The organism is Pseudomonas sp. RIT288 (assembly GCF_000631985.1).
Classification (GTDB): Bacteria; Pseudomonadota; Gammaproteobacteria; order Pseudomonadales; family Pseudomonadaceae; genus Aquipseudomonas.
Window position 1 is genome coordinate 100,568 of sequence record NZ_JFYN01000013.1, and the last position, 18,949, is coordinate 119,516.

At 61.4% G+C, this 18,949-nt stretch carries 15 protein-coding genes; 4 read left to right on the top strand and 11 right to left on the bottom strand.

Features of this window, described 5'->3' with window-relative positions; all coding sequences use genetic code 11:
- Positions 1 to 51 precede the first annotated feature (51 nt).
- Positions 52 to 2,088 (bottom strand): TonB-dependent receptor, encoded by a 2,037-nt coding sequence (locus BW33_RS14940; protein WP_047599803.1) that lies wholly within the window; start codon positions 2,086 to 2,088, stop codon positions 52 to 54.
- 325 nt (positions 2,089 to 2,413) lie between these two features.
- Between BW33_RS14940 and katG the strand changes: the two genes are divergently transcribed.
- Positions 2,414 to 4,684, top strand: a complete 2,271-nt coding sequence (gene katG, locus BW33_RS14945) for a catalase/peroxidase HPI (protein WP_047599804.1) — start codon at positions 2,414 to 2,416, stop codon at positions 4,682 to 4,684.
- Between the two features lie 132 nt (positions 4,685 to 4,816).
- On the opposite strand, the gene pepN is transcribed toward katG, so the two are convergent.
- The 6 genes from pepN to BW33_RS14975 are packed head-to-tail and all read right to left on the bottom strand — an operon-like array spanning position 4,817 to position 11,333.
- A complete protein-coding gene (gene pepN / locus BW33_RS14950; protein ID WP_047599805.1) occupies positions 4,817 to 7,474 on the bottom strand; it encodes an aminopeptidase N in 2,658 nt (885 codons plus the stop codon).
- A 10-nt stretch (positions 7,475 to 7,484) separates the two neighbouring features.
- Positions 7,485 to 8,315 carry a DUF2797 domain-containing protein gene (locus BW33_RS14955; RefSeq protein ID WP_047599806.1) on the bottom strand — a complete coding sequence of 277 codons (831 nt, stop codon included), beginning with the start codon at positions 8,313 to 8,315 and terminating at the stop codon, positions 7,485 to 7,487.
- Entirely contained in the window at positions 8,312 to 8,572 is a 261-nt protein-coding gene (locus BW33_RS14960) for a YeaC family protein (RefSeq protein ID WP_007919229.1), read from the bottom strand. The genes BW33_RS14955 and BW33_RS14960 overlap by 4 nt, the downstream gene beginning before the upstream one ends.
- A 33-nt stretch (positions 8,573 to 8,605) precedes the next feature.
- The gene (locus BW33_RS14965; protein WP_047599807.1) at positions 8,606 to 9,475 is read right to left on the bottom strand and encodes a rhomboid family intramembrane serine protease; all 870 of its coding nucleotides are present in this window, start codon (positions 9,473 to 9,475) and stop codon (positions 8,606 to 8,608) included.
- A complete protein-coding gene (locus tag BW33_RS14970) occupies positions 9,472 to 10,446 on the bottom strand; it encodes a metallophosphoesterase (protein WP_414903471.1) in 975 nt (324 codons plus the stop codon). The genes BW33_RS14965 and BW33_RS14970 overlap by 4 nt, the downstream gene beginning before the upstream one ends.
- The gene (locus BW33_RS14975; protein ID WP_003224174.1) at positions 10,443 to 11,333 is read right to left on the bottom strand and encodes an NAD(+) kinase; all 891 of its coding nucleotides are present in this window, start codon (positions 11,331 to 11,333) and stop codon (positions 10,443 to 10,445) included. Before BW33_RS14975 ends, BW33_RS14970 begins: the two co-directional genes overlap by 4 nt.
- Before the next feature lie 115 nt (positions 11,334 to 11,448).
- On the opposite strand from BW33_RS14975, the gene BW33_RS14980 reads away from it, so the two are divergent.
- Positions 11,449 to 12,399, top strand: coding sequence for a DUF1853 family protein (locus BW33_RS14980; RefSeq protein WP_047599809.1), 951 nt, complete (start codon positions 11,449 to 11,451; stop codon positions 12,397 to 12,399).
- A gap of 102 nt (positions 12,400 to 12,501) precedes the next feature.
- Here BW33_RS14980 and BW33_RS14985 read toward each other — a convergent pair whose 3' ends face one another.
- Positions 12,502 to 13,785 (bottom strand): arsenic transporter, encoded by a 1,284-nt coding sequence (locus BW33_RS14985; RefSeq protein ID WP_047599810.1) that lies wholly within the window; start codon positions 13,783 to 13,785, stop codon positions 12,502 to 12,504.
- 160 nt (positions 13,786 to 13,945) lie between these two features.
- Positions 13,946 to 14,503 (bottom strand): NADPH-dependent FMN reductase, encoded by a 558-nt coding sequence (locus tag BW33_RS14990; protein ID WP_047599811.1) that lies wholly within the window; start codon positions 14,501 to 14,503, stop codon positions 13,946 to 13,948.
- Positions 14,504 to 14,686: 183 nt separating this feature from the next.
- On the opposite strand from BW33_RS14990, the gene BW33_RS14995 reads away from it, so the two are divergent.
- Complete coding sequence (locus tag BW33_RS14995) at positions 14,687 to 14,917, top strand: hypothetical protein (RefSeq protein WP_007965845.1); 231 nt, start codon at positions 14,687 to 14,689, stop codon at positions 14,915 to 14,917.
- An 85-nt stretch (positions 14,918 to 15,002) separates the two neighbouring features.
- Positions 15,003 to 15,896, top strand: coding sequence for a LysR substrate-binding domain-containing protein (locus BW33_RS15000; RefSeq protein WP_047599812.1), 894 nt, complete (start codon positions 15,003 to 15,005; stop codon positions 15,894 to 15,896).
- Here BW33_RS15000 and BW33_RS15005 read toward each other — a convergent pair.
- Positions 15,862 to 16,476 carry a GNAT family N-acetyltransferase gene (locus BW33_RS15005; protein WP_047599813.1) on the bottom strand — a complete coding sequence of 205 codons (615 nt, stop codon included), beginning with the start codon at positions 16,474 to 16,476 and terminating at the stop codon, positions 15,862 to 15,864. The two genes, BW33_RS15000 and BW33_RS15005, sit on opposite strands and share 35 nt — an antisense overlap.
- Before the next feature lie 14 nt (positions 16,477 to 16,490).
- Positions 16,491 to 18,746 (bottom strand): Orn/Lys/Arg decarboxylase N-terminal domain-containing protein, encoded by a 2,256-nt coding sequence (locus BW33_RS15010; RefSeq protein WP_047599814.1) that lies wholly within the window; start codon positions 18,744 to 18,746, stop codon positions 16,491 to 16,493.
- Positions 18,747 to 18,949: the final 203 nt, after the last annotated feature.

The following is an 18,949-nucleotide window of genomic DNA, read 5'->3' on the forward strand; positions in this document are numbered from 1 at the left end:
TCCGAACGCGGCCCGAGCCTGCGGCAGCTCCTACAGGGGGGCGAGGGACTATCAGAACGTCGTGCGCAACCCCACCTGAATGCTGCGCCCTTCTGCCGGTGCAATATCGCGCAGGATCGAACTCGCGTAACGCACGGTCTGGTTGGTCAGGTTCTCGGCGTTGACGAACGCCAGCCATTTGCTCTGGCCGACATCGAAGTGATACCCCACATTCGCCCCCAGCGTGGTGTAGCCGTCGGTGCTGCTTTCGTTGGCTGGCACACGGTGCTGCGAGCTGGCGTGTTCGATATCGATCCGTGCCTGCCAGCGATCCAGTTCCCACAGCAAACCGCTGTTCAAGCGTAACGGCGCGATGCGCGGCAGATCCTCACCGTTGTCGAGGTTCTTGGCGCGGGTGTAATCGCCCGACAGCTCCAGCGCGAACTTGCCGTAGGCATTTTCGCCAAGCGTCCAGCGATCCTGCGCTTCGATGCCGGTGAAACGTGCACGTACGCCCGAATAGGTATATTCGGGAATCCCGCCAGCATCCTCTTCGCCTTCGTCATTCAGTGTGCGACCAGTGCCGAGCAAGCCGATGTAGTTGGAGAAGTGGCTATAGAACACGCCGACACTGCCTTTGTGCGTACCGTTGTCGAAACGCAGCGCGAGGTCGCTGGACACGGCTTTTTCTTTCGACAGGCCGGCATCGCCGACTTCATAGGTGCCCGTCGCGACGTGGGCGCCGTTGGCGTACAACTCGTAGAAGGTCGGCGCGCGCTCGGTGTAGCCGAGTGTCGCGGCGACCGACCAGATCGGCGTCAGCGTGTAAACCGCGCCGGACGACAAGCTGCCGGCGGTGAAACTGCTGGAGCGCTCGGCATTGGCAAAGCGCTCGTTGCCTTTGGCATCCGGGTCGACTGTGGTGTGTTCGAGGCGTCCGCCGAGGGTGAACAGCAGACGCTCGGTGGCTTGCAGCTCTTCCAGAATGAACAGTGCGCCGGCGTCGGTATCGGTGTGCGGCACAAAGGCTTCTTCGCCCAGCGCCGAGAATTCGTTGCGGCTGACCTGAGCGCCGATCACCCCGTTGAACGCTCCCAACGGCTGGTGCCTGGCCTCGACCCGCGCTTCGTAGCCCTTGTTCTTGAAGGTGGTGCCGACTTCACCGCCCTCGATTTCCCGGTGCTGGTAATCGGTGTAGCCGGCGTCGAGCTTGACCGAGCTGAACGGGCCGTCGAGGTTGCGGATTTCCGAGGCGAAGGCGTAGTGCTCCTGCTGCATGCGAATGCGCACGTCGTCTTCGGCTGGTGAGCCGTAGTTCGAATCGTAATTGCTGTAGGACAGACCGGCGTAACCGTCATCCCAGGTGTAGGAACTACCGACGGCACCGCCATCCTGCCGTCCGTCGCTGTTGGCCAGCCGATGCTTGCGCGAGTCGCCGTCGTCGTTGGCGCGTGCCGCGCCGGTCTTGGCGTAACCGGGAATCTTCAGGTCATTGAACTCGCGGGCGCTGGCGTCCAGGTGCAAGGCGAACTGACCGTTGCCGGCCTCCAGTTTTCCGGCGCTGCTGCGGGTGGTGTCGGCGCCGCCGTAACGCAACTCGCCGGCCCCGTGGATGCCGTCGATGGCTTCAGTGGGGATGCGGTTATCGAAGGTGTTGACCACGCCGCCGATCGCACTGCCGCCATAGAGCAGCGCCGCCGGGCCCCGGACGATTTCAATGCGTTCGACGTTGACCGGATCCAGCGGCACCGCGTGATCGTAGGACAGCGACGAGGCGTCCAGCGCGCCGACGCCGTTACGCAGAATGCGAATGCGGTCACCGTCCTGCCCGCGAATGATCGGCCGACTCGCGCCCGGGCCGAAGTACGACGAAGACACGCCGGGCTGTTTGTTCAGCGTCTCGCCGAGGCTGCCCTTCTGCTGCAACGTGAGGTCGTCGCCGCTGAGCACGGTCGAGGGCGATGCGAGGGTCTGGCTGCCCAAAGGATTGCCGGTGATGACTTGCGGTTGCAGTTCGAGCGGTTCGGCGGCGAACACGGGTGAAGCGATCAGCAGCGCGGCGGCCAGAGGCGTCAGGCGTCGTTGAAGGGGCTGGGAACGGGCAGGCATTTCAGAACTTCCGTGAGCAGAAAAGTGAGGATCGCTGCCGGCGTTTGGCAAATAACGCTGGCAGAAACAGAATGAAATCTTTTTTATGTTATACAATAACATTTCTTTCTGTCATCACGATTTTCCGCAGAAAGCGCTCAAGAACAAGGATCTACAGATCTGCCATGAGGGTTTGGCCGCCTGCGCAACAACAAAAAACCGCTGAAAGACTGCGCCTATCAGCCTCCAATAGTCGGCCTATTAGCTGGTTGCCCGAGTCGGGTCTAGCCTTACTAGTCCGAAGTCGGCATGAGCCGGCCGCACAAGACCTGATAAGGATCCGAACATGGCAAACGAATCGAAATGCCCGTTCAACCACGCCGCCGGTGGTGGTACGACGAACCGTGACTGGTGGCCGAATCAACTGAACCTGAAGATCCTCAGCCAGCACTCGCCCAAGTCCGATCCGCTGGGCAAGGACTTCGACTACGCCAAAGCCTTCAAGAGCCTGGATTTCCAGGCCCTGAAACAAGACCTGCGTGCGCTGATGACCGACTCGCAGGACTGGTGGCCAGCGGACTTCGGGCACTACGGCCCGCTGTTCATCCGCATGGCCTGGCACAGCGCCGGCACCTATCGCACCGCCGATGGCCGCGGTGGCGCCGGCTCCGGGCAACAGCGTTTCGCCCCGCTCAACAGCTGGCCGGACAACGTCAGCCTCGACAAGGCCCGGCGCCTGCTGTGGCCGATCAAGCAGAAATACGGCCGCAATATTTCCTGGGCCGACCTGATCGTGCTAACCGGCAACGTCGCGCTGGAGTCGATGGGGTTCAAGACCTTCGGCTTCTCCGGCGGACGCCCCGATGTCTGGGAACCGGACGAAGACGTCTACTGGGGTTCGGAACGCGAATGGCTCGGCGGCGACAGTCGCTACGGCAAAGACAAATCGGCCATGCAAGAGCCCGGTGACGGCACGCTGGTGGCCGAACCGGACCTGCACGGCAAAGAGCAAAGCCGCACCGATCAGGGCGAACGTAATCTGGAAAATCCATTGGCCGCCGTGCAGATGGGCCTGATCTACGTCAACCCGGAAGGCCCTGAAGGCAATCCCGACCCGGTCGCTTCCGGTCGCGATATCCGCGAAACCTTCGGCCGCATGGCCATGAACGACGAAGAAACCGTGGCGCTGATCGCTGGCGGTCACGCCTTCGGCAAAACGCACGGCGCCGGCCCTGCCGATAATGTCGGGCCCGAGCCGGAAGCGGCCGGTCTGGAAGAACAAGGCCTCGGCTGGCGCAACGCATTCGGTACCGGCAAAGGCGCCGACACCATCACCAGTGGCCTCGAAGTGACCTGGACCACCACCCCGACCCAGTGGAGCAACAACTACCTGGAAAACCTGTTCGGCTTCGAGTGGGAACTGTTCAAAAGCCCGGCCGGTGCGCACCAGTGGAAACCGAAAAACGGCGCGGGGGCTGGCACCGTTCCACACGCGCACGATCCAAGCAAGAAGCTCTCGCCGACCATGCTCACTTCCGACCTGGCGCTGCGTTTCGACCCGATCTACGAGCCGATCGCCCGACGCTTCCTGGCCAACCCGGATCAACTGGCAGACGCCTTTGCCCGCGCCTGGTACAAACTGATCCACCGCGACATGGGCCCGCTGTCGCGCTATCTCGGGCCTGAACTGCCGAACGAAGAACTGCTGTGGCAGGACCCGATTCCAGAGGCCACTTACCCACTGATCGACAGCAACGATGCCGCCGCGCTGAAAAGCAAAGTGCTGGCGTCCGGTCTGTCAGTGTCGCAACTGGTTTCCACCGCCTGGGCCGCCGCATCGACCTTCCGTGGTTCCGACAAACGTGGCGGCGCCAACGGCGGGCGTCTGCGTCTGGCCCCGCAGAAGTTCTGGCAGGCCAACCAGCCGGAGCAACTGGACAAGGTGCTGAAGACTCTTGAAGGCATTCAGAACGAGTTCAATGCCGGTTCATCCGGCAAGAAAGTCTCGCTGGCGGATCTGATCGTGCTGGCGGGTAACGCCGGGGTCGAGCAAGCGGCGAAAAACGCCGGGCACTCGGTCTCCGTGCCGTTCAATCCAGGTCGAACCGACGCGACTCAGGAGCAAACCGACGTCGAGTCCTTTGGTTTCCTCGAACCGATTGCCGATGGTTTCCGCAACTACAGCAAGGGCAAATACACCGTATCGGCCGAAGCGCTGCTGATCGACAAGGCGCAACTGCTCACCCTCTCCGCTCCGGAAATGACCGTACTGGTCGGTGGTCTGCGCGTATTGGGGGCGAACGCCGGGCAAAGCCGGCATGGTGTGTTCACCTCGCGCACTGAAACGCTGAGCAACGACTTCTTCACCAACCTGCTGGACATGGGTGTGGAGTGGAAGCCGACGTCGGCAGCGGCGGACGAGTTCGAAGGACGCGACCGCAAGACCGGTAGCGTGAAGTGGACGGCGACGCGGGTTGATCTGGTGTTTGGTTCCAACGCGATACTGCGTGCGCTGGCCGAGGTGTATGCGAGTTCTGATGCGAAAGATCAGTTCGTCAAAGACTTCGTGGCGGCGTGGGCCAAGGTGATGGAGCTGGATCGATTTGACCTGAAATAACTGTAGGAGCTGCGGCACACTGCGATCTTTTGATCTTGATTTAAAAAACCGGAATCAAAAGATCGCAGCCTCGTTTCACTCGACAGCTCCTACGGGGTTTTGTGTTTCCCGGAGATATTGATCAGGCGAGCGTTACGCCAGGCTTTTGCTCACCACTTCGTACACGTCGCTCGACAACTGCCCCGAAGCCAGAATCCGCTCCAGCTCAGCCTTCATCAACGCCTGACGGGCGCTGTCGTATTTACGCCAGCGAGTCAGTGGCGCCAGTTGCCGCGAAGCGATCTGCGGGTTGAAGCCGTTCAGTTCGATCACCAGATCCGCGAGGAAGCGGTAGCCCGAGCCGTCGGCGGCGTGGAAGTTGATCAGGTTCTGCCCGGCAAACGCGCCGACCAGCGCACGCACCTTGTTCGGGTTCTTGATGTTGAACGCCGGGTGCTGCATCAGAGCCTTCACCCGCGCCAGACCGCCCGGCAGTGTGCTGCCGGCCTGCACGCTGAACCACTGATCCATGACCAGCGGATTGTCTTTGAAGTGCTCGGCGAAAGTCGCCAGCGCTTTGGCTTTCTGTTCTTCGAACGGCGAGTTGACCAGCACCGCCAGCGCGGTCAGGCGCTCGGTCATGTTGTCGCTGTTTTCGAACTGTTCTTGCGTAGCGGCCAGCACTTGCGGCTTGCCGCTGAGCATCAGGTACGACAGCGCAATGTTCTGCAACGCACGACGGGCAAAGTGCTCGGCCTCGGCCACATACGGCGTCTGCTTCGACAGATCGCGGTTGGCCTGATAACGCAGCCACAGCGCTTCAAACAGGTTGTCCGCCAGTTGCTTGCGGGCAAACTCGCGAGCGGTGTGGATCGCCTCGACATCCGCCACTTCGCTGATTTCGGTCAGATACGCTTCGCTCGGCAGCGAAAGCATTTCGGCGACCATGGCCTGATCCAGCGACTCGTCGGACAGCACGGTTTTCAGCGCCGAGACCAGACGCGGATCGAGCACCAGGCTCTCGCCCTTCTGCTGCTGCGCGATCAGCTCTTGCAGCACCTGCACTGATAGCTGCTGACCGGCATCCCAGCGGTTGAAGCCGTCGCTGTCGTGCTGCATCAGGAACATCAATTGGTCGCGGTTGTACGGGAAGCTCAGTTTCACCGGCGCCGAGAAACCACGCAGCAACGATGGCAGCGGCTGTTCAGCGATGTCGACGAAGGTAAAGGTCTGCTCGGCCTCGGTCACCGAGATCACGCGGGTTGTGCCTTGCGCCGACGCTTCACCGGCCAGACGCAGGGCAATCTCGTTGCCTTTGCTGTCGAGCAGACCGAGTTCGACCGGGATCACGAACGGCAGCTTTTCCACTTTGTCCGGGGTTTCCGGGCAACTCTGGCGGAAGGTCAGGCTGTAGGTTTTCGCCGCGGCGTCGTAGGACTCGCTGACCACCAGACGCGGCGTGCCGGCCTGGCTGTACCAGCGTTTGAACTGGGTCAGATCGACAGCGTTGGCGTCTTCCATGGCCTTGACGAAATCGTCGCAGGTCACGGCCTGGCCGTCGTGGCGTTCGAAGTACAGGTCACTGCCCTTGCGGAAACCTTCGGCGCCCAGCAGGGTGTGGATCATACCGACCACTTCCGAGCCTTTTTCGTACACGGTCAGGGTGTAGAAGTTGGAAATCTCGATGAAGCTGTCCGGGCGCACCGCGTGGGCCATAGGGCCGGCATCTTCGGCGAACTGGTGGGTACGCAGGTACGCCACGTCCTGAATGCGCTTGACCGTGGCCGAGTTCATGTCCGAAGAGAAACCGGCGTCACGGAACACGGTGAAACCTTCCTTGAGCGACAGCTGGAACCAGTCGCGGCAGGTCACGCGGTTACCCGACCAGTTGTGGAAGTATTCGTGGGCGACGATGGCCTCGACCCGCTGATGCGCGGCGTCGGTGGCGGTTTCGGCGCGGGCCAGCACGGCGCTGGAGTTGAAGATGTTGAGGCCCTTGTTCTCCATCGCCCCCATGTTGAAGTCGTTGACGGCGACGATCATGAAGATGTCCAGATCGTACTCGCGACCGTAGACCTCTTCGTCCCAGCGCATCGACTTCTTCAGGCTGTTCATCGCGTGCTGGCACTTGTCGATGTTTTCCGGCTCGACGTAGATGCGCAGTGCGACATTGCGCTGGGTCATGGTGGTGAAGGTGTCTTCGACACACCACAAATCACCAGCCACCAGCGCGAACAGATACGCCGGCTTCATGAACGGGTCTTCCCAGGTCGCCCAGTGCCGGCCATCTTCGCCAGGGCCGGAGGCAATCGGGTTGCCGTTGGACAGCAGCACCGGATAGCTGTGCTGCTCGGCGACCACCGTGGTAGTGAACTTGCTCATCACGTCCGGGCGGTCGAGGTAATAGGTGATCTTGCGGAAGCCTTCGGCCTCGCACTGGGTGCAGAACATCGTGCCGGACTTGTACAGGCCTTCCAGCGCGGTGTTGGTTTCCGGGTGAATCCTGACGCTGGTATCGACCGTGAAGCTGGCGCTGGCCGGTTGCAGGGTCAGGGTGTTTTCGCTCAGCTGATAATCGCCGGCGCTCAATTCCTGGTCAGCCAGGGTTACCGACAGCAGCTCCAGTTGCTGGCCGTCGAGCACCAGCGGCGGCAGGCCCGGGCCACGCTCCGGGTTGCGGCGCATCACCAGTTGCGCGTGGACCAGGCTGTGATCCTCGAACAGCTCGAAGGTCAGGTGCGTCTCGTCGATCAGGTACTCGGGCGCCTGATAGTCCTTCAGGTAAATCATCTTCGGTTGTTCGGTGCGCATGCTGGAATCCTTATTGATGCACGGCGAGCTGGTAGGCCGTGTATTTACGAATGTTGATCACGCCGGTGTCAAAAATCAGGTACTGACCCTTGATCCCCAGCAGCGTGCCTTCGGCAATCGGGTTCTTGTCCAGGTTGAAGCTGACGATTTTGGCCGGGTATTGCTCGACCGGATAGCGGATTTCGAGCGGTTCTACATCGGCAATCGTCTGAATTGCCTGTAGGCCGAATCGCTGTTGCAGGCCTTGCAAGCCCTCGGCGCAGCTTTCAAACAGTTGATCGCGCACCTGAGCCAGGTCCACCGCCGCCGCATCGCCCTTGAGCAACGCGCGCCAATTGGTCTTGTCGGCCACCTGACTGCGGAACAGGTCTTCGACGAAGCCCGACTGCTGGCGCGTCGATACGCGCATGATCGGCAGCGCCTGACTTGCGCCCTGATCGAGCCAGCGGGTCGGCAACTGGGTAGCGCGGGTGATGCCGACCTTGATCCCCGACGAGTTGGCCAGATACACCACATGATCAGTCATGCAGAACTTCTGACCCCACTCTGGCTCCCGGCAGGTGCCGGCCTCGAAGTGGCAACGCTCCGGGCTCATGATGCAGATGTCGCACTGCGCCAGTTTGGTCATGCACGGGTAGCAGTAACCCTGGCTGAAACTGGTTTTGGTCTTGCGCCCGCAATGAGTGCAATGAATCGCCCCCAGGTACTCCAGACGCACCGTGGTGCCGATCATGGGATTGACCGGCACCTCGACGTCATCCAGACGAAACGCGTATTGCACATTCGGCCCGTCCAGGCGCGCCGACATTTTGCTGATTGCACCGCGGCCAATCTCGATCAATGGATGGCATCCGACTTGAACAGGATGTTCGGCACTTCGATCGACTTCGACGCACATTCCTGCGGGCCCATGTAACCGGTGCGCTGATCTTCAGGCAGGTTCTGGATTTCCCAGGCGATCATCGCCTGCAGCGACAGCTCGCGCTGTTCGGCGGTGAGTTTGCCACCGTCGGACCACTTGCCGATTTCCACGGCCAGTTTCAGGCTCTCGTAGATGTCCGGGGTGATGTTGTTGATCATGTCGTTAAAAGAGGACATCAGGGTCTCCGTGCTCTTTATTCACTTAAAATTTCAGGCGGCCAGTTTACGGCGGTTATACAAACCGCCCAACAAACCGGTGAAGCATCCGATGAGTAACCCGCTGACGTGGGCGGCGTTGGCGATCTGGCCGAAACCGATCATCGAGACCAGTCCGGACATGCAAATCACCAGCCACACCAGCATCATCACCAGCACGCCACGCGGCAGGCGATACGCCGGATTCGGCGCCAGCAACTGAAAGATCCAGCAGTGGCCGAGCAAACCGTAGAGCACGCCGGACAGGCCGCCGAACAGGCTCGGGCCGCTCCAGGCAAACTGCGCGTAGTTCGACACCAGGCTGAACAGCAGGGTCAGACCGAGCAGGTTGATGCTGCCCTGGCGTGACTCGATGCGCCGCCCCAGCTCCCAGTACCACATGCCGTTCATGGCCAGGTGCAGGATGCCGAAGTGCAGCAGCATCGGCGTGAACAGGCGCCACCACTGCCCCGCCGCCAGACTGTCGGCCAGCGGCGTGAACTGGATGTACTCGCCGACCACGCGGAAGTCGAGGAAGGTCAGCCAGCGGATAGTGTCGAGGTTGTCGCCCAGATAGGTCAGGCCGCCGACCAGCAGGCTCAGCAGCAGGATCAACCCGGTGGCCTTGGCGTGTTTGAGTTGCTCGGCGAAGCTGGGACGCTTGAAGGTCGGCGCCAGCGGAATGTCCAGCTGTTGATCGGGATCACCGGCCGGGAAGCGCTCGTACAGCGAACGCACGTCCTCGCTGATTTCCGCCGGCGCCCACAGTACCTGCTCGCCCGCTTCTTCGCTGACCCGATGCGGCACTTGCATCCGTTGCAGCAGTGTGACGAAACCGCTCAGATCCACCGCCAACGGCAGACGCAATACCGCTACCGCACTCATTGCAGCACCTCCGGCCGCTCGACATCGACCCAGACAAATTTATGCGGATCCAGACGTGTTTCCTGATCCAGACGATAGGCCACCAGTTTGCCGTAGAGCACCGCGCTGTAATCGAGACACGCGAGGTTCGGGCGGATCGGCGCCGGTTTGCCGCTGCGCCAGTAGTGGCCGACGAACAGCAACGGCTCGTCGATGCCGTAGCGCAGCAGGTTGTTTTTTTCGCTCGAGGTCAGCGGTTTCTGCGCCACCGGCTCCGGCAGTGCATCCGGCTGGAAGACGATGTCGCCGTAGGTTTTCGGGTCGTCTTCCCAGAATTTGGTGCGGAAGAACGAACGCACCAGACCGTCGCCGCTGGTCATGGTCAGACCATCCGGCAGGCGCATGTCGGTGCCGCGCAGCAAGCGGTCGAATACGGTGCAGGCGAAACTGCCGGGCACGGCCGACGCCTGGAGAAAGTGCTCGTCGATACGCGCATCGGGAAACAGCCCGCGCAACGGTTCGATCAGGCTGGCATCCCAACAGGCGTGCACCACGCGGAATCGCCCGGCATCAACCACCAGCGGCAGCTCGTAGAACCAGTTGAGGAAGTCATGCCAGTCGCCCGGATGGTCTTCGAACTGGGTCAGGGTTTCGTGCAGCAGGCGCGCATGCCGCGGGGTGTGCTCACGGACGAACTGCTTGCCGCTGCCCGGCAGCGCCGGCGTGCTCCAGCCCAGTGCGTTGAATTCGTGGTTACCCATGATGCACAGCGCCTGACCGGCCACGACCATGTCGTGAACGATGTGCAGCGCCTCGCGGATTCGCGGGCCACGGTCGATGATGTCGCCGACAAACACGGCCATGCGCGATGGATGCCGCCAGACCCCGCCCTGCTTGTGATAACCGAGTCGGTCAAGCAAGTGTTCGAGGGTCAGGGCGCATCCGTGCACGTCACCAATCAAGTCATAACTGCGCGCGGGATCGAGCATCAGTCGCCTCCACCACCCAACTTGCTTCCCCAGCCGAGCTTGGTCCGGCAGACTTCGTAGTAGTTGTGGTCGAGCGGATGAATCAGCCGCAGCTTCTGGGCTTTCTTGCTCACGGTGATGGTGTCGCCCGGCGCGCAGGTGAAATGGTTCTGCCCGTCGCAGGAGACCTGCGGGTAGATCTGCATGTTTTTCGACACGACGATTTTCAGCTCACTGTTGCCATCGACCACAATTGGCCGGCTCGACAACATATGGGGGTACATCGGCACGATCACAATGGCATCGAGCTTGGGATGCATGATCGGCCCGCCAGCGGACAGCGCGTATGCGGTGGAACCGGTCGGGGTGGCGACGATCAGGCCGTCGGCCTTCTGGCTGCAGACGAACTGGCCGTCGATGTACAGCTCGAACTCGATCATCCGCGTCGACTTGCCCGGGTGCAGCACCACGTCGTTCAACGCATCGCCCTGGCCAATGGCCTCGGCATGCCGGCGGACTTCGGCTTGCAGCAGGAAGCGGTTTTCCACCAGATAATGGCCGTCGAGCACCTTGGCCACTTCGACTTCCAGCTCATCGGGACGAATATCCGTCAGAAAGCCGAGGCTGCCACGGTTGATCCCCAGCACTGGAATATTATGCTTGGCCAATGCGCGAGCGGCACCGAGCAGGCTGCCGTCACCGCCGACGACGATGACCATGTCGCAGACTTCGCCGAGCATCTTGCGTGACGAGGTCTGCAGACCGTGGCCCGGCAGGACTTCGGCGATGGTGTCTTCGAGAATCACGTGCAGGTGACGATCGAGCAGAAAGCGTTTCAGTCGGCGGACGGTATCCAGCACCTGGGAACTGCCCAGGCGACCGATGATGCCGATATTACGAAATTGCTCCATGGGACCTCTGCGGACAATCGAAAACGCGAAAAACACGATTATGGGCGAAAGCCCGCCATAGACAAAATCCTTTCAGCCTCAAGGGTGCGCGCGTGTTTAAGGCTATGCTCGCAAGATGATCCTGTTTCCCGACTTGCTTCAGTTGCCACATCAATTACGCCATCCCGAAGTGCGTGACCTGGCGTGGGTGATTCTCGCCCCGCCGATGCTGGCCGCGACGCCGTGGCCGCAGCGCCATCCGCTGGCCGGCAGCGACTGGGTCAGTGATCCGGCGCTCCTGGAGCACTGGCTGCGACAACTTGATCGAGACAGTTATGGCTTGCTGCACTGGCTGTCGCAGGCCCGCACCCGGCGGCTGGGCCTGTATTACGAACGGTTGTGGCAGTTTGCCGTGCAGCATGCGCCGGGCATCGAGCTGATTGCCGCCAACCTGCCGATCCGCCGCGAAGGCCACACCCTCGGTGAACTGGACATGCTGCTGCGCGACCGTGACGGCGTGCATCACCTGGAACTGGCGATCAAGCTCTATCTCGGCCCGCAGGAGGGCGACGGCCACGACCCGGCGCAATGGCTGGGGCCCGGTTGTCATGATCGACTGGACCGCAAACTGGCGCATCTGGCCGAACATCAATTGCCGATCTCGGCCCGCCCGGAAAGCCGCGAGGCGCTGGCCAAGCTGGATATCGAGGTGTTCAGTGCGCAGTTGTGGCTGGGCGGATACCTGTTGTACCCGTGGCCCGGCACGTCTGCATCACCGAGCGGCGCGCATCCGCAACATTTGCGCGGGAGTTGGCTGCATCAGAAGGATTGGCCGGCGTTCGTCGCCCAGCGTCCGGCCGGGCGCTGGCAACCCCTGCCCCGGCATGCCTGGCTGGCACCGGCACATTATCCGGCGGATCAGACCTGGAGCGCTGAACACCTGCAGATGTGGCTGGATGACCTGGAGCCGATGGCCCCGGCGCAACTGCTGGTGCGCCTGACCGAAATTGCCCGGGGCGAATGGGAAGAAGCGGAGCGATTGTTTCTGGTGGCGGATCTTTGGCCGAATGTGCCGGGCCAGGCCTGAGAGTTGTAGCGCCTTAACCGGCCCTATCGCGAGCAGGTCACTCCTGCCGGGGAACGCATTCCAAGGTAGGAGCGAGCCTGCTCGCGAAGGGGCCGACTCGGTCTAAAGGGATAACCGCAAGGCCAACGCCGCCAAGGTAATCAACAACACCGGCACCGTCAGCACAATCCCGACCTTGAAGTAATAGCCCCAACCAATCCGGATATTCTTGCGCGCCAGCACATGCAGCCAGAGCAAGGTCGCCAGACTGCCGATCGGGGTAATTTTCGGCCCCAGATCGCTGCCGATCACGTTGGCGTAGATCATCGCTTCCTTGACCACACCGCTGGCCTGACTGGCATCGATCGACAACAAGCCGATCAGCACTGTCGGCAAGTTGTTCATGATCGACGACAACAGCGCCGTCAGCACCCCGGTGCCCAGCGCCGCACCCCACACGCCATATCCGGCGAACACATCCAGCCAACCGGCCAAGTAACCGGTCAGTCCGGCATTGCGCAGGCCATACACCACCAGGTACATGCCGAGGGAGAAAATCACGATCTGCCACGGCGCTTCTTTCAGCACCTTGCGCGTGGAAATCTTGTGCCCACGGGCGGCGATCCCCAGCAGCAGCGCCGCACAGACCGCCGAAATCGCGCTGATCGGAATGCCCAGTTGTTCGAGGAAGAAGCAGCCGATCAACAGAATCACCAGCACTACCCAGCCGGCATAGAACGTGGCTTTGTCGTGGATCGCCGTGTGCGGCTGTTCGAGCTGTTCGGGGTCGTAAGCCTTGGGAATGTCGCGGCGGAAGAACCACATCAGCACGCCAAGCGTTGCGGCCACGCTGACGAAGTTGACCGGCACCATTACCGCTGCGTAGCGGTTGAAACCGATGTGAAAGAAGTCGGCCGAGACGATGTTGACCAGGTTCGACACCACCAGCGGCAGGCTCGCAGTGTCGGCGATGAAACCGGCGCCCATGACGAACGCCAAGGTCGCCGCCGGGGAAAAGCGCAGCGCCAGCAGCATCGAAATCACGATCGGCGTGAGGATCAGCGCCGCGCCGTCATTGGCGAACAGCGCCGACACCAGCGCGCCGAGCAGCACCATGAAGGCAAACAGCTTGCGCCCACTGCCCCGCCCCCAACGCGCCACATGCAGCGCGGCCCAGGCGAAGAAGCCGGCTTCGTCGAGCAGCAGACTGATGATGATCAGTGCGACGAAGGTGCCGGTGGCGTTCCAGATGATCTGCCACACCAGCGGAATATCGCTCAGGTGCACGACGCCAAAGATCAGTGCCAGCACGGCGCCGAGCGTCGCGCTCCAGCCGACCCCGAGGCCTTTGGGTTGCCAGATGACAAGGGTGATGGTCAGCAGGAAGATCAGTGACGCAGCGAGCATTCGCGACAGCCTTAATGAAGAAAACAAACCAAACCACACAACTGTGGGAGCGAGCCTGCTCGCGAAAACGGACTGTCAGTCACCACGAGGTGTGGCTGATGGCCCTTTCGCGAGCAGGCTCGCTCCCACAGGATTTTTTCGAGCCGCAGCTCAGACCCGATTATTTCTTGTGTTGTTCCACAAATTTCCCATACGCATTGATGAAATTTTGCAAGAACGGTTTCACCGACTCGCTCAGCTTGCCTGCCTCGTCAAACGCCGAACCCGCGCCGCCCAGATACGCCTCCGGCTGCTGCATGCACGGCACATCGAGAAACACGAAGGACTGACGCAAATGCTGGTTGGCGCCAAAACCGCCAATCGCCCCCGGCGATACGCTGATCACCGCACCCGGTTTGCCGCTCCAGACGGCTTTGCCATACGGCCGTGAACCGACGTCGATCGCATTCTTCAAAGGCGCCGGCACCGAGCGGTTATATTCCGGGGTGACGAACAGCACCGCGTCGGAAGAGCCGACTTCCTGGCGGAAAGTGCTGTAGGCTGCCGGCGGTGAATCGCCGTCGATGTCCTCGTTATAAAGAGGCAGGTCGCCAATCTCGACAATCTTCAGTTTGAGGTTCGGCGGTGCCAGCTCAGCCAGCGCCAGCGCGACTTTGCGGTTGATCGATGCTTTGCGCAGGCTGCCGACGACTACAGCGACGTTGTAGACATTGCTCATGGAAGACTCTCGACTGTCCGTGGGAGGAGCCCGTAGTTATAGATGATTCGATGACGATTCCACCAGTGAGCGAAGGAAATTCCTCCGCGCTGATTATTTTTTTCCTGTAGGAAAACTTACAGGGCTTGATGACGGTCTACCAAGCCGCAAATCAAGCGTTTTATCTCCAGAGGTTCTAAGCAGATGGCAGCAGTACTCGTCGGTCAGTTCCATGCAAGAGATGCGGAAGGCCGCGTTTATTCCGTGCATGAGTTCCAGGAATCCACCCCGTCGGCAGACGGTTCCACTGGCTCGGAGCCGATTTACAAACTGGCCATTGGCGATCGCGTCAACAAAGTCAGTGACACCGAGTTTCTCCTGGTTCAGTCAGGTATCACCCTGACCCGTGAGCCTGAGACAACCGTCGCTTCATAACTGGCCGTTATGAGCAGAAGTCATATGCGCAGACTTGGGGTAGGATTCAGCCACTGACCCCACCTGCTGAACATGGACTTCACGCATGCGTTTACGTCATATCGAAGTGATTCAGGCGCTCTTGCAGACCGGTCACCTGGGCACCGCCGCCGAATGGCTGCAGCTCCCGGTGACCGAGGTCGAAGAGCGTTTGCGCGAAGCCGAGAGCGAGTTGGGGTTCATGCTGTTCGCCAGCGTACGCGGTCGATTGCAATCGACGCCCGAAGCGCGGGCGCTGCAAGTCGAGATCGCTCATGTCTATGAGGCGCTGGAGCCGGTGCAGCGTCTGGCCAGCAGCCTCAAGCAATACCTCGCCCCGCCCCTGCGCATTATCGGCACCCCGCCGCTGGCGCAACAACTGTTGCCGCAAAGCATCGCCCTGCTTCGGCGGCGGTTGCCGGACGCCCCCTGCCGTTTGCTCAGTTCTCCCACTTGCGACATCGTCCGCAACCTGCTGCTGCGCGAGAGCGATCTGGGCCTGAGCCTGCACGATCCGGAACATCCCGATATCCACTGCCAGCCTTTGGCACATGGCAAGCTGCAACTGCTCGCGCCCCATGGCTGGCTGCAACCGAAGCAGAAATACATTTCCCTGCAGGATCTCGCTGGCCAGGCAATGGTCGGCCTCGAAGGCCACGACCCGCTGAGCCCGGCGCTGGAGAACAAACTCCAGGCCCTGCGCCCGGCGCCGAGCATCCAGACGCGGGTGCAAACCCATCAGATGATGCGCAGCATGGTCGAGGCCGGCGAAGGCCTGGCCATCGTCGACCCGTTCACCGCCCTCGGCGCGCGGACGAGCGGACTGGATGTCTGCCCGTTGTCACCGGCGGTGCCGATCAGCCTGTATGCCCTGACCTACCGACACAGCGCCACGCCGGCAGCGATTCAGACGCTGCTGACGATCGTCACGGAACAAGCCGAGGCGATGCTGGCGAACTGAGCGGGTTTTCCAGCGGGTTATCGAACAGTCGGTACCAGAACAACGCGATTTCAGCAGTGCTCGGGTCTATCCCGCGATAACGCAAATGGTCGATACCGCCAATCTCGTAGCCACAACGCTCATACAAACGACAGGCGCCGAGGTTGTTGTTCTGCGTCTCGAGCATGATTCCCGGGAGTTTCTTCTTGCGACTCCAGAACTGCGCGACATCCAGCAGCGCCTTGGCCACACCATGCCGGCGCGCCGGTGCGTGCACCGCCAGCTCATCGATGTGGGCAAAGCCGTTCCAGTTGGTGCTGATCACCAGATGGCCGACCGGCTCGTCATCCAGGTACGCCATGAAAATCGCGCTGTCGGCAGCATCGCGATAGCTGCTGAACTCTTCAGGATCGATACCGTAGCACTTGCGGTATGGCACGATCGGCGTCACCGCCCAGCGCTCGACCGGTTGGCCAATGACTGCCGCACCGTACGCGGCGACCTCGAAACTGAAGTCGCTGCCCCAGATGTACGCCGCAAAACCATCGTCGGCGACGCGCACCGACAACCCTGGGTATTTCGGATTCATGACCGGTTGCATACTCGGAAAAGTCCTCATTCCTTGACGCAATCGACGGTGTACTGCCGTCCATTGCCTTCGTCTTCATGTTGCAGTCCATGCACATCAGCGACAAAACCGGGGAAGCTGCTATCGAACGTGCGGGCAAACTTCAGGTAGTCGATGATCGAGCGGGTCGACTCGGTGAAGCGCTCGCCGGGCATGATCAACGGAATTCCCGGTGGATACGGCACCAGCATCACCGCCGCAATCCGCCCCTCCAGCTCATCGATCGGCACCGCCTCGACTTCGCCGCGCACCAGATGATCATAGGCATGGGCCGGCTTCATGGCGATTTCCGGCAGCACCGTGTACATGCGTTTCAAATGTTTGGCAGTGGCATTGCTGCGGTAACAGGCGTGCAGTTGATCGCACAGATCGCGCAGGCCCATGCCGCGATAGCGCGCGGTGTCTTGCTGCGCCACGCACGGCAGGCAGGTCGCGAGACTGACGTTGGCGTCGTAACTGCGTTTGAACTCCAGCAATTCGGTGAGCAGCGTGCTCCACTTGCCCTTGGTGATGCCCATCGAGAACAGCACCAGGAACGAATACAGCCCGGTCTTCTCCACCACCAGCCCGCGCTCCCAAAGGAACTTGCTGACCACCGCCGCCGGAATGCCCTTCTCGCTCAGCGCCCCACCGGCATTCAGCCCGGGCATGACCAGGGTCACTTTGATCGGGTCGAGCAGCACATAGTTGTCGCTGACTTCGCCGAAGCCATGCCAGTCGGCGTCCGGCTGCAGCAGCCAGTCGTCGGTCTGCACCCGGTCGATGCCTTCGACGCCGGGCGGCTGCCAGATCGAGAACCACCAGTCGTCCGCCGCAATGTGCTGGCGCAGATTGGCCAGCGCCCGGCGAAAACTCAGCGCCTCATCGAAGGTTTCCTGCAACAGCGAACGCCCGGCCGGGCCTTCCATCATGGCCGAAGCCACATCCAGCGAGGCGATGATGCTGTACTGCGGCGAAGTCGAGATGTGCATCATGAACGCTTCGTTGAAACGGTCACGGTCCAGCTGCCGCGCGCCGCCGTCCTGCACATGAATCATCGAGGCCTGGCTGAATGCGGCGAGCAGCTTGTGCGTGGAGTGAGTGGTGAACACCAGCGGGCTGTCTTCTGTGCGCGAGGTGGCCATGCCGTAGCGCCCGGCGAAGAACTCGTGAAACGCCGCATAGGCGTACCACGCCTCATCGAAATGCAACACTTCGACGCTGTTGCCCAGGCTCTGCTTGATCAGCTCGGCGTTGTAGCACAGGCCGTCGTAGGTTGAGTTGGTGACCACCGCCAGTTTGACTTTCGGTGCGCGGCCTTTGGTCAGCGGGCTGGCGTCGATCTTGGCCTGAATCGACTCGCGGGTGAATTCGCTCAGCGGAATCGGGCCGATGATCCCCAGCTCATTGCGCTCGGGGCACAGGTACAACGGGATCGCGCCGGTCATGATGATCGCGTGCAACACCGACTTGTGGCAGTTGCGATCGACCAGCACCAGATCATCACGGCCGACCATCGAGTGCCAGACGATTTTGTTGGCAGTCGAGGTGCCATTGATCACGAAAAACGTGTGATCGGCGCCGAAGTTGCGCGCCGCGCGTTCTTCGGCCTCAGCCAGCGGGCCGGTGTGATCGAGCAGCGAACCAAGCTCCGGCACCGATACCGACAAATCCGAACGCAGGGTGTTTTCGCCAAAGAACTGGTGAAACGCCTGCCCGACCGGACTCTTGTGATAAGCCACGCCGCCGCCATGCCCGGGGGTGTGCCAGGAATAGTTGGAATCAGCGGTGTGCTGCACCAGCGCCTTGAAGAACGGCGGCAGCAGGCCATCCAGATACTTGCGCGCGGCCCGTGCCACTTGCCGGGCCAGAAACGGCACGGTGTCTTCGAACAGGTAGAGAATGCCGCGCAACTGATTGAGTTCGGCCATGGCATCGGCCGGGGCGTTTTCCAGGGTGACCTGTTCGCCCAGCGCGAAGATCGGCAGATCCGGCGCCCGCACCCGCGCCAGACCGATCAGTTCGGCCATGTTCTGCAGCAGGTGCGAATGGGTGCTGGCGTCTTCGGCAGCGATCAACATGCACGCCAGACCATGATGGGTGGAGGCCACCAACCGCCCTTCGGTGTAGTCGATGGCCGAGACGATATTGAAACCTTCCTGCTCCAACTCCCGGGCGATGCCACGGATACGGTCACCGGCGACCGTGTCGGCCTTGATGTCGCGGTGGACGATCAACACCGGAAACTTCAAATCTTTGTACATGAGGCTCAGTGTCCCGAGGCGGCGGATCAAAGTCTGCCAATGCACTCAGGGTAGAGGGTTGCAGCGAAAGTGGCGAGGGTGGCCAGTTGGCTTCATTCAGCCAAAAGCAAAAGATCGTCCGAACGCGGCCCGAACCTGCGGCAGCTCCTACAGAGAAATGCGATCCCCTGTAGGAGCTGCCGAAGGTTCGGGCCGCGTTCGGA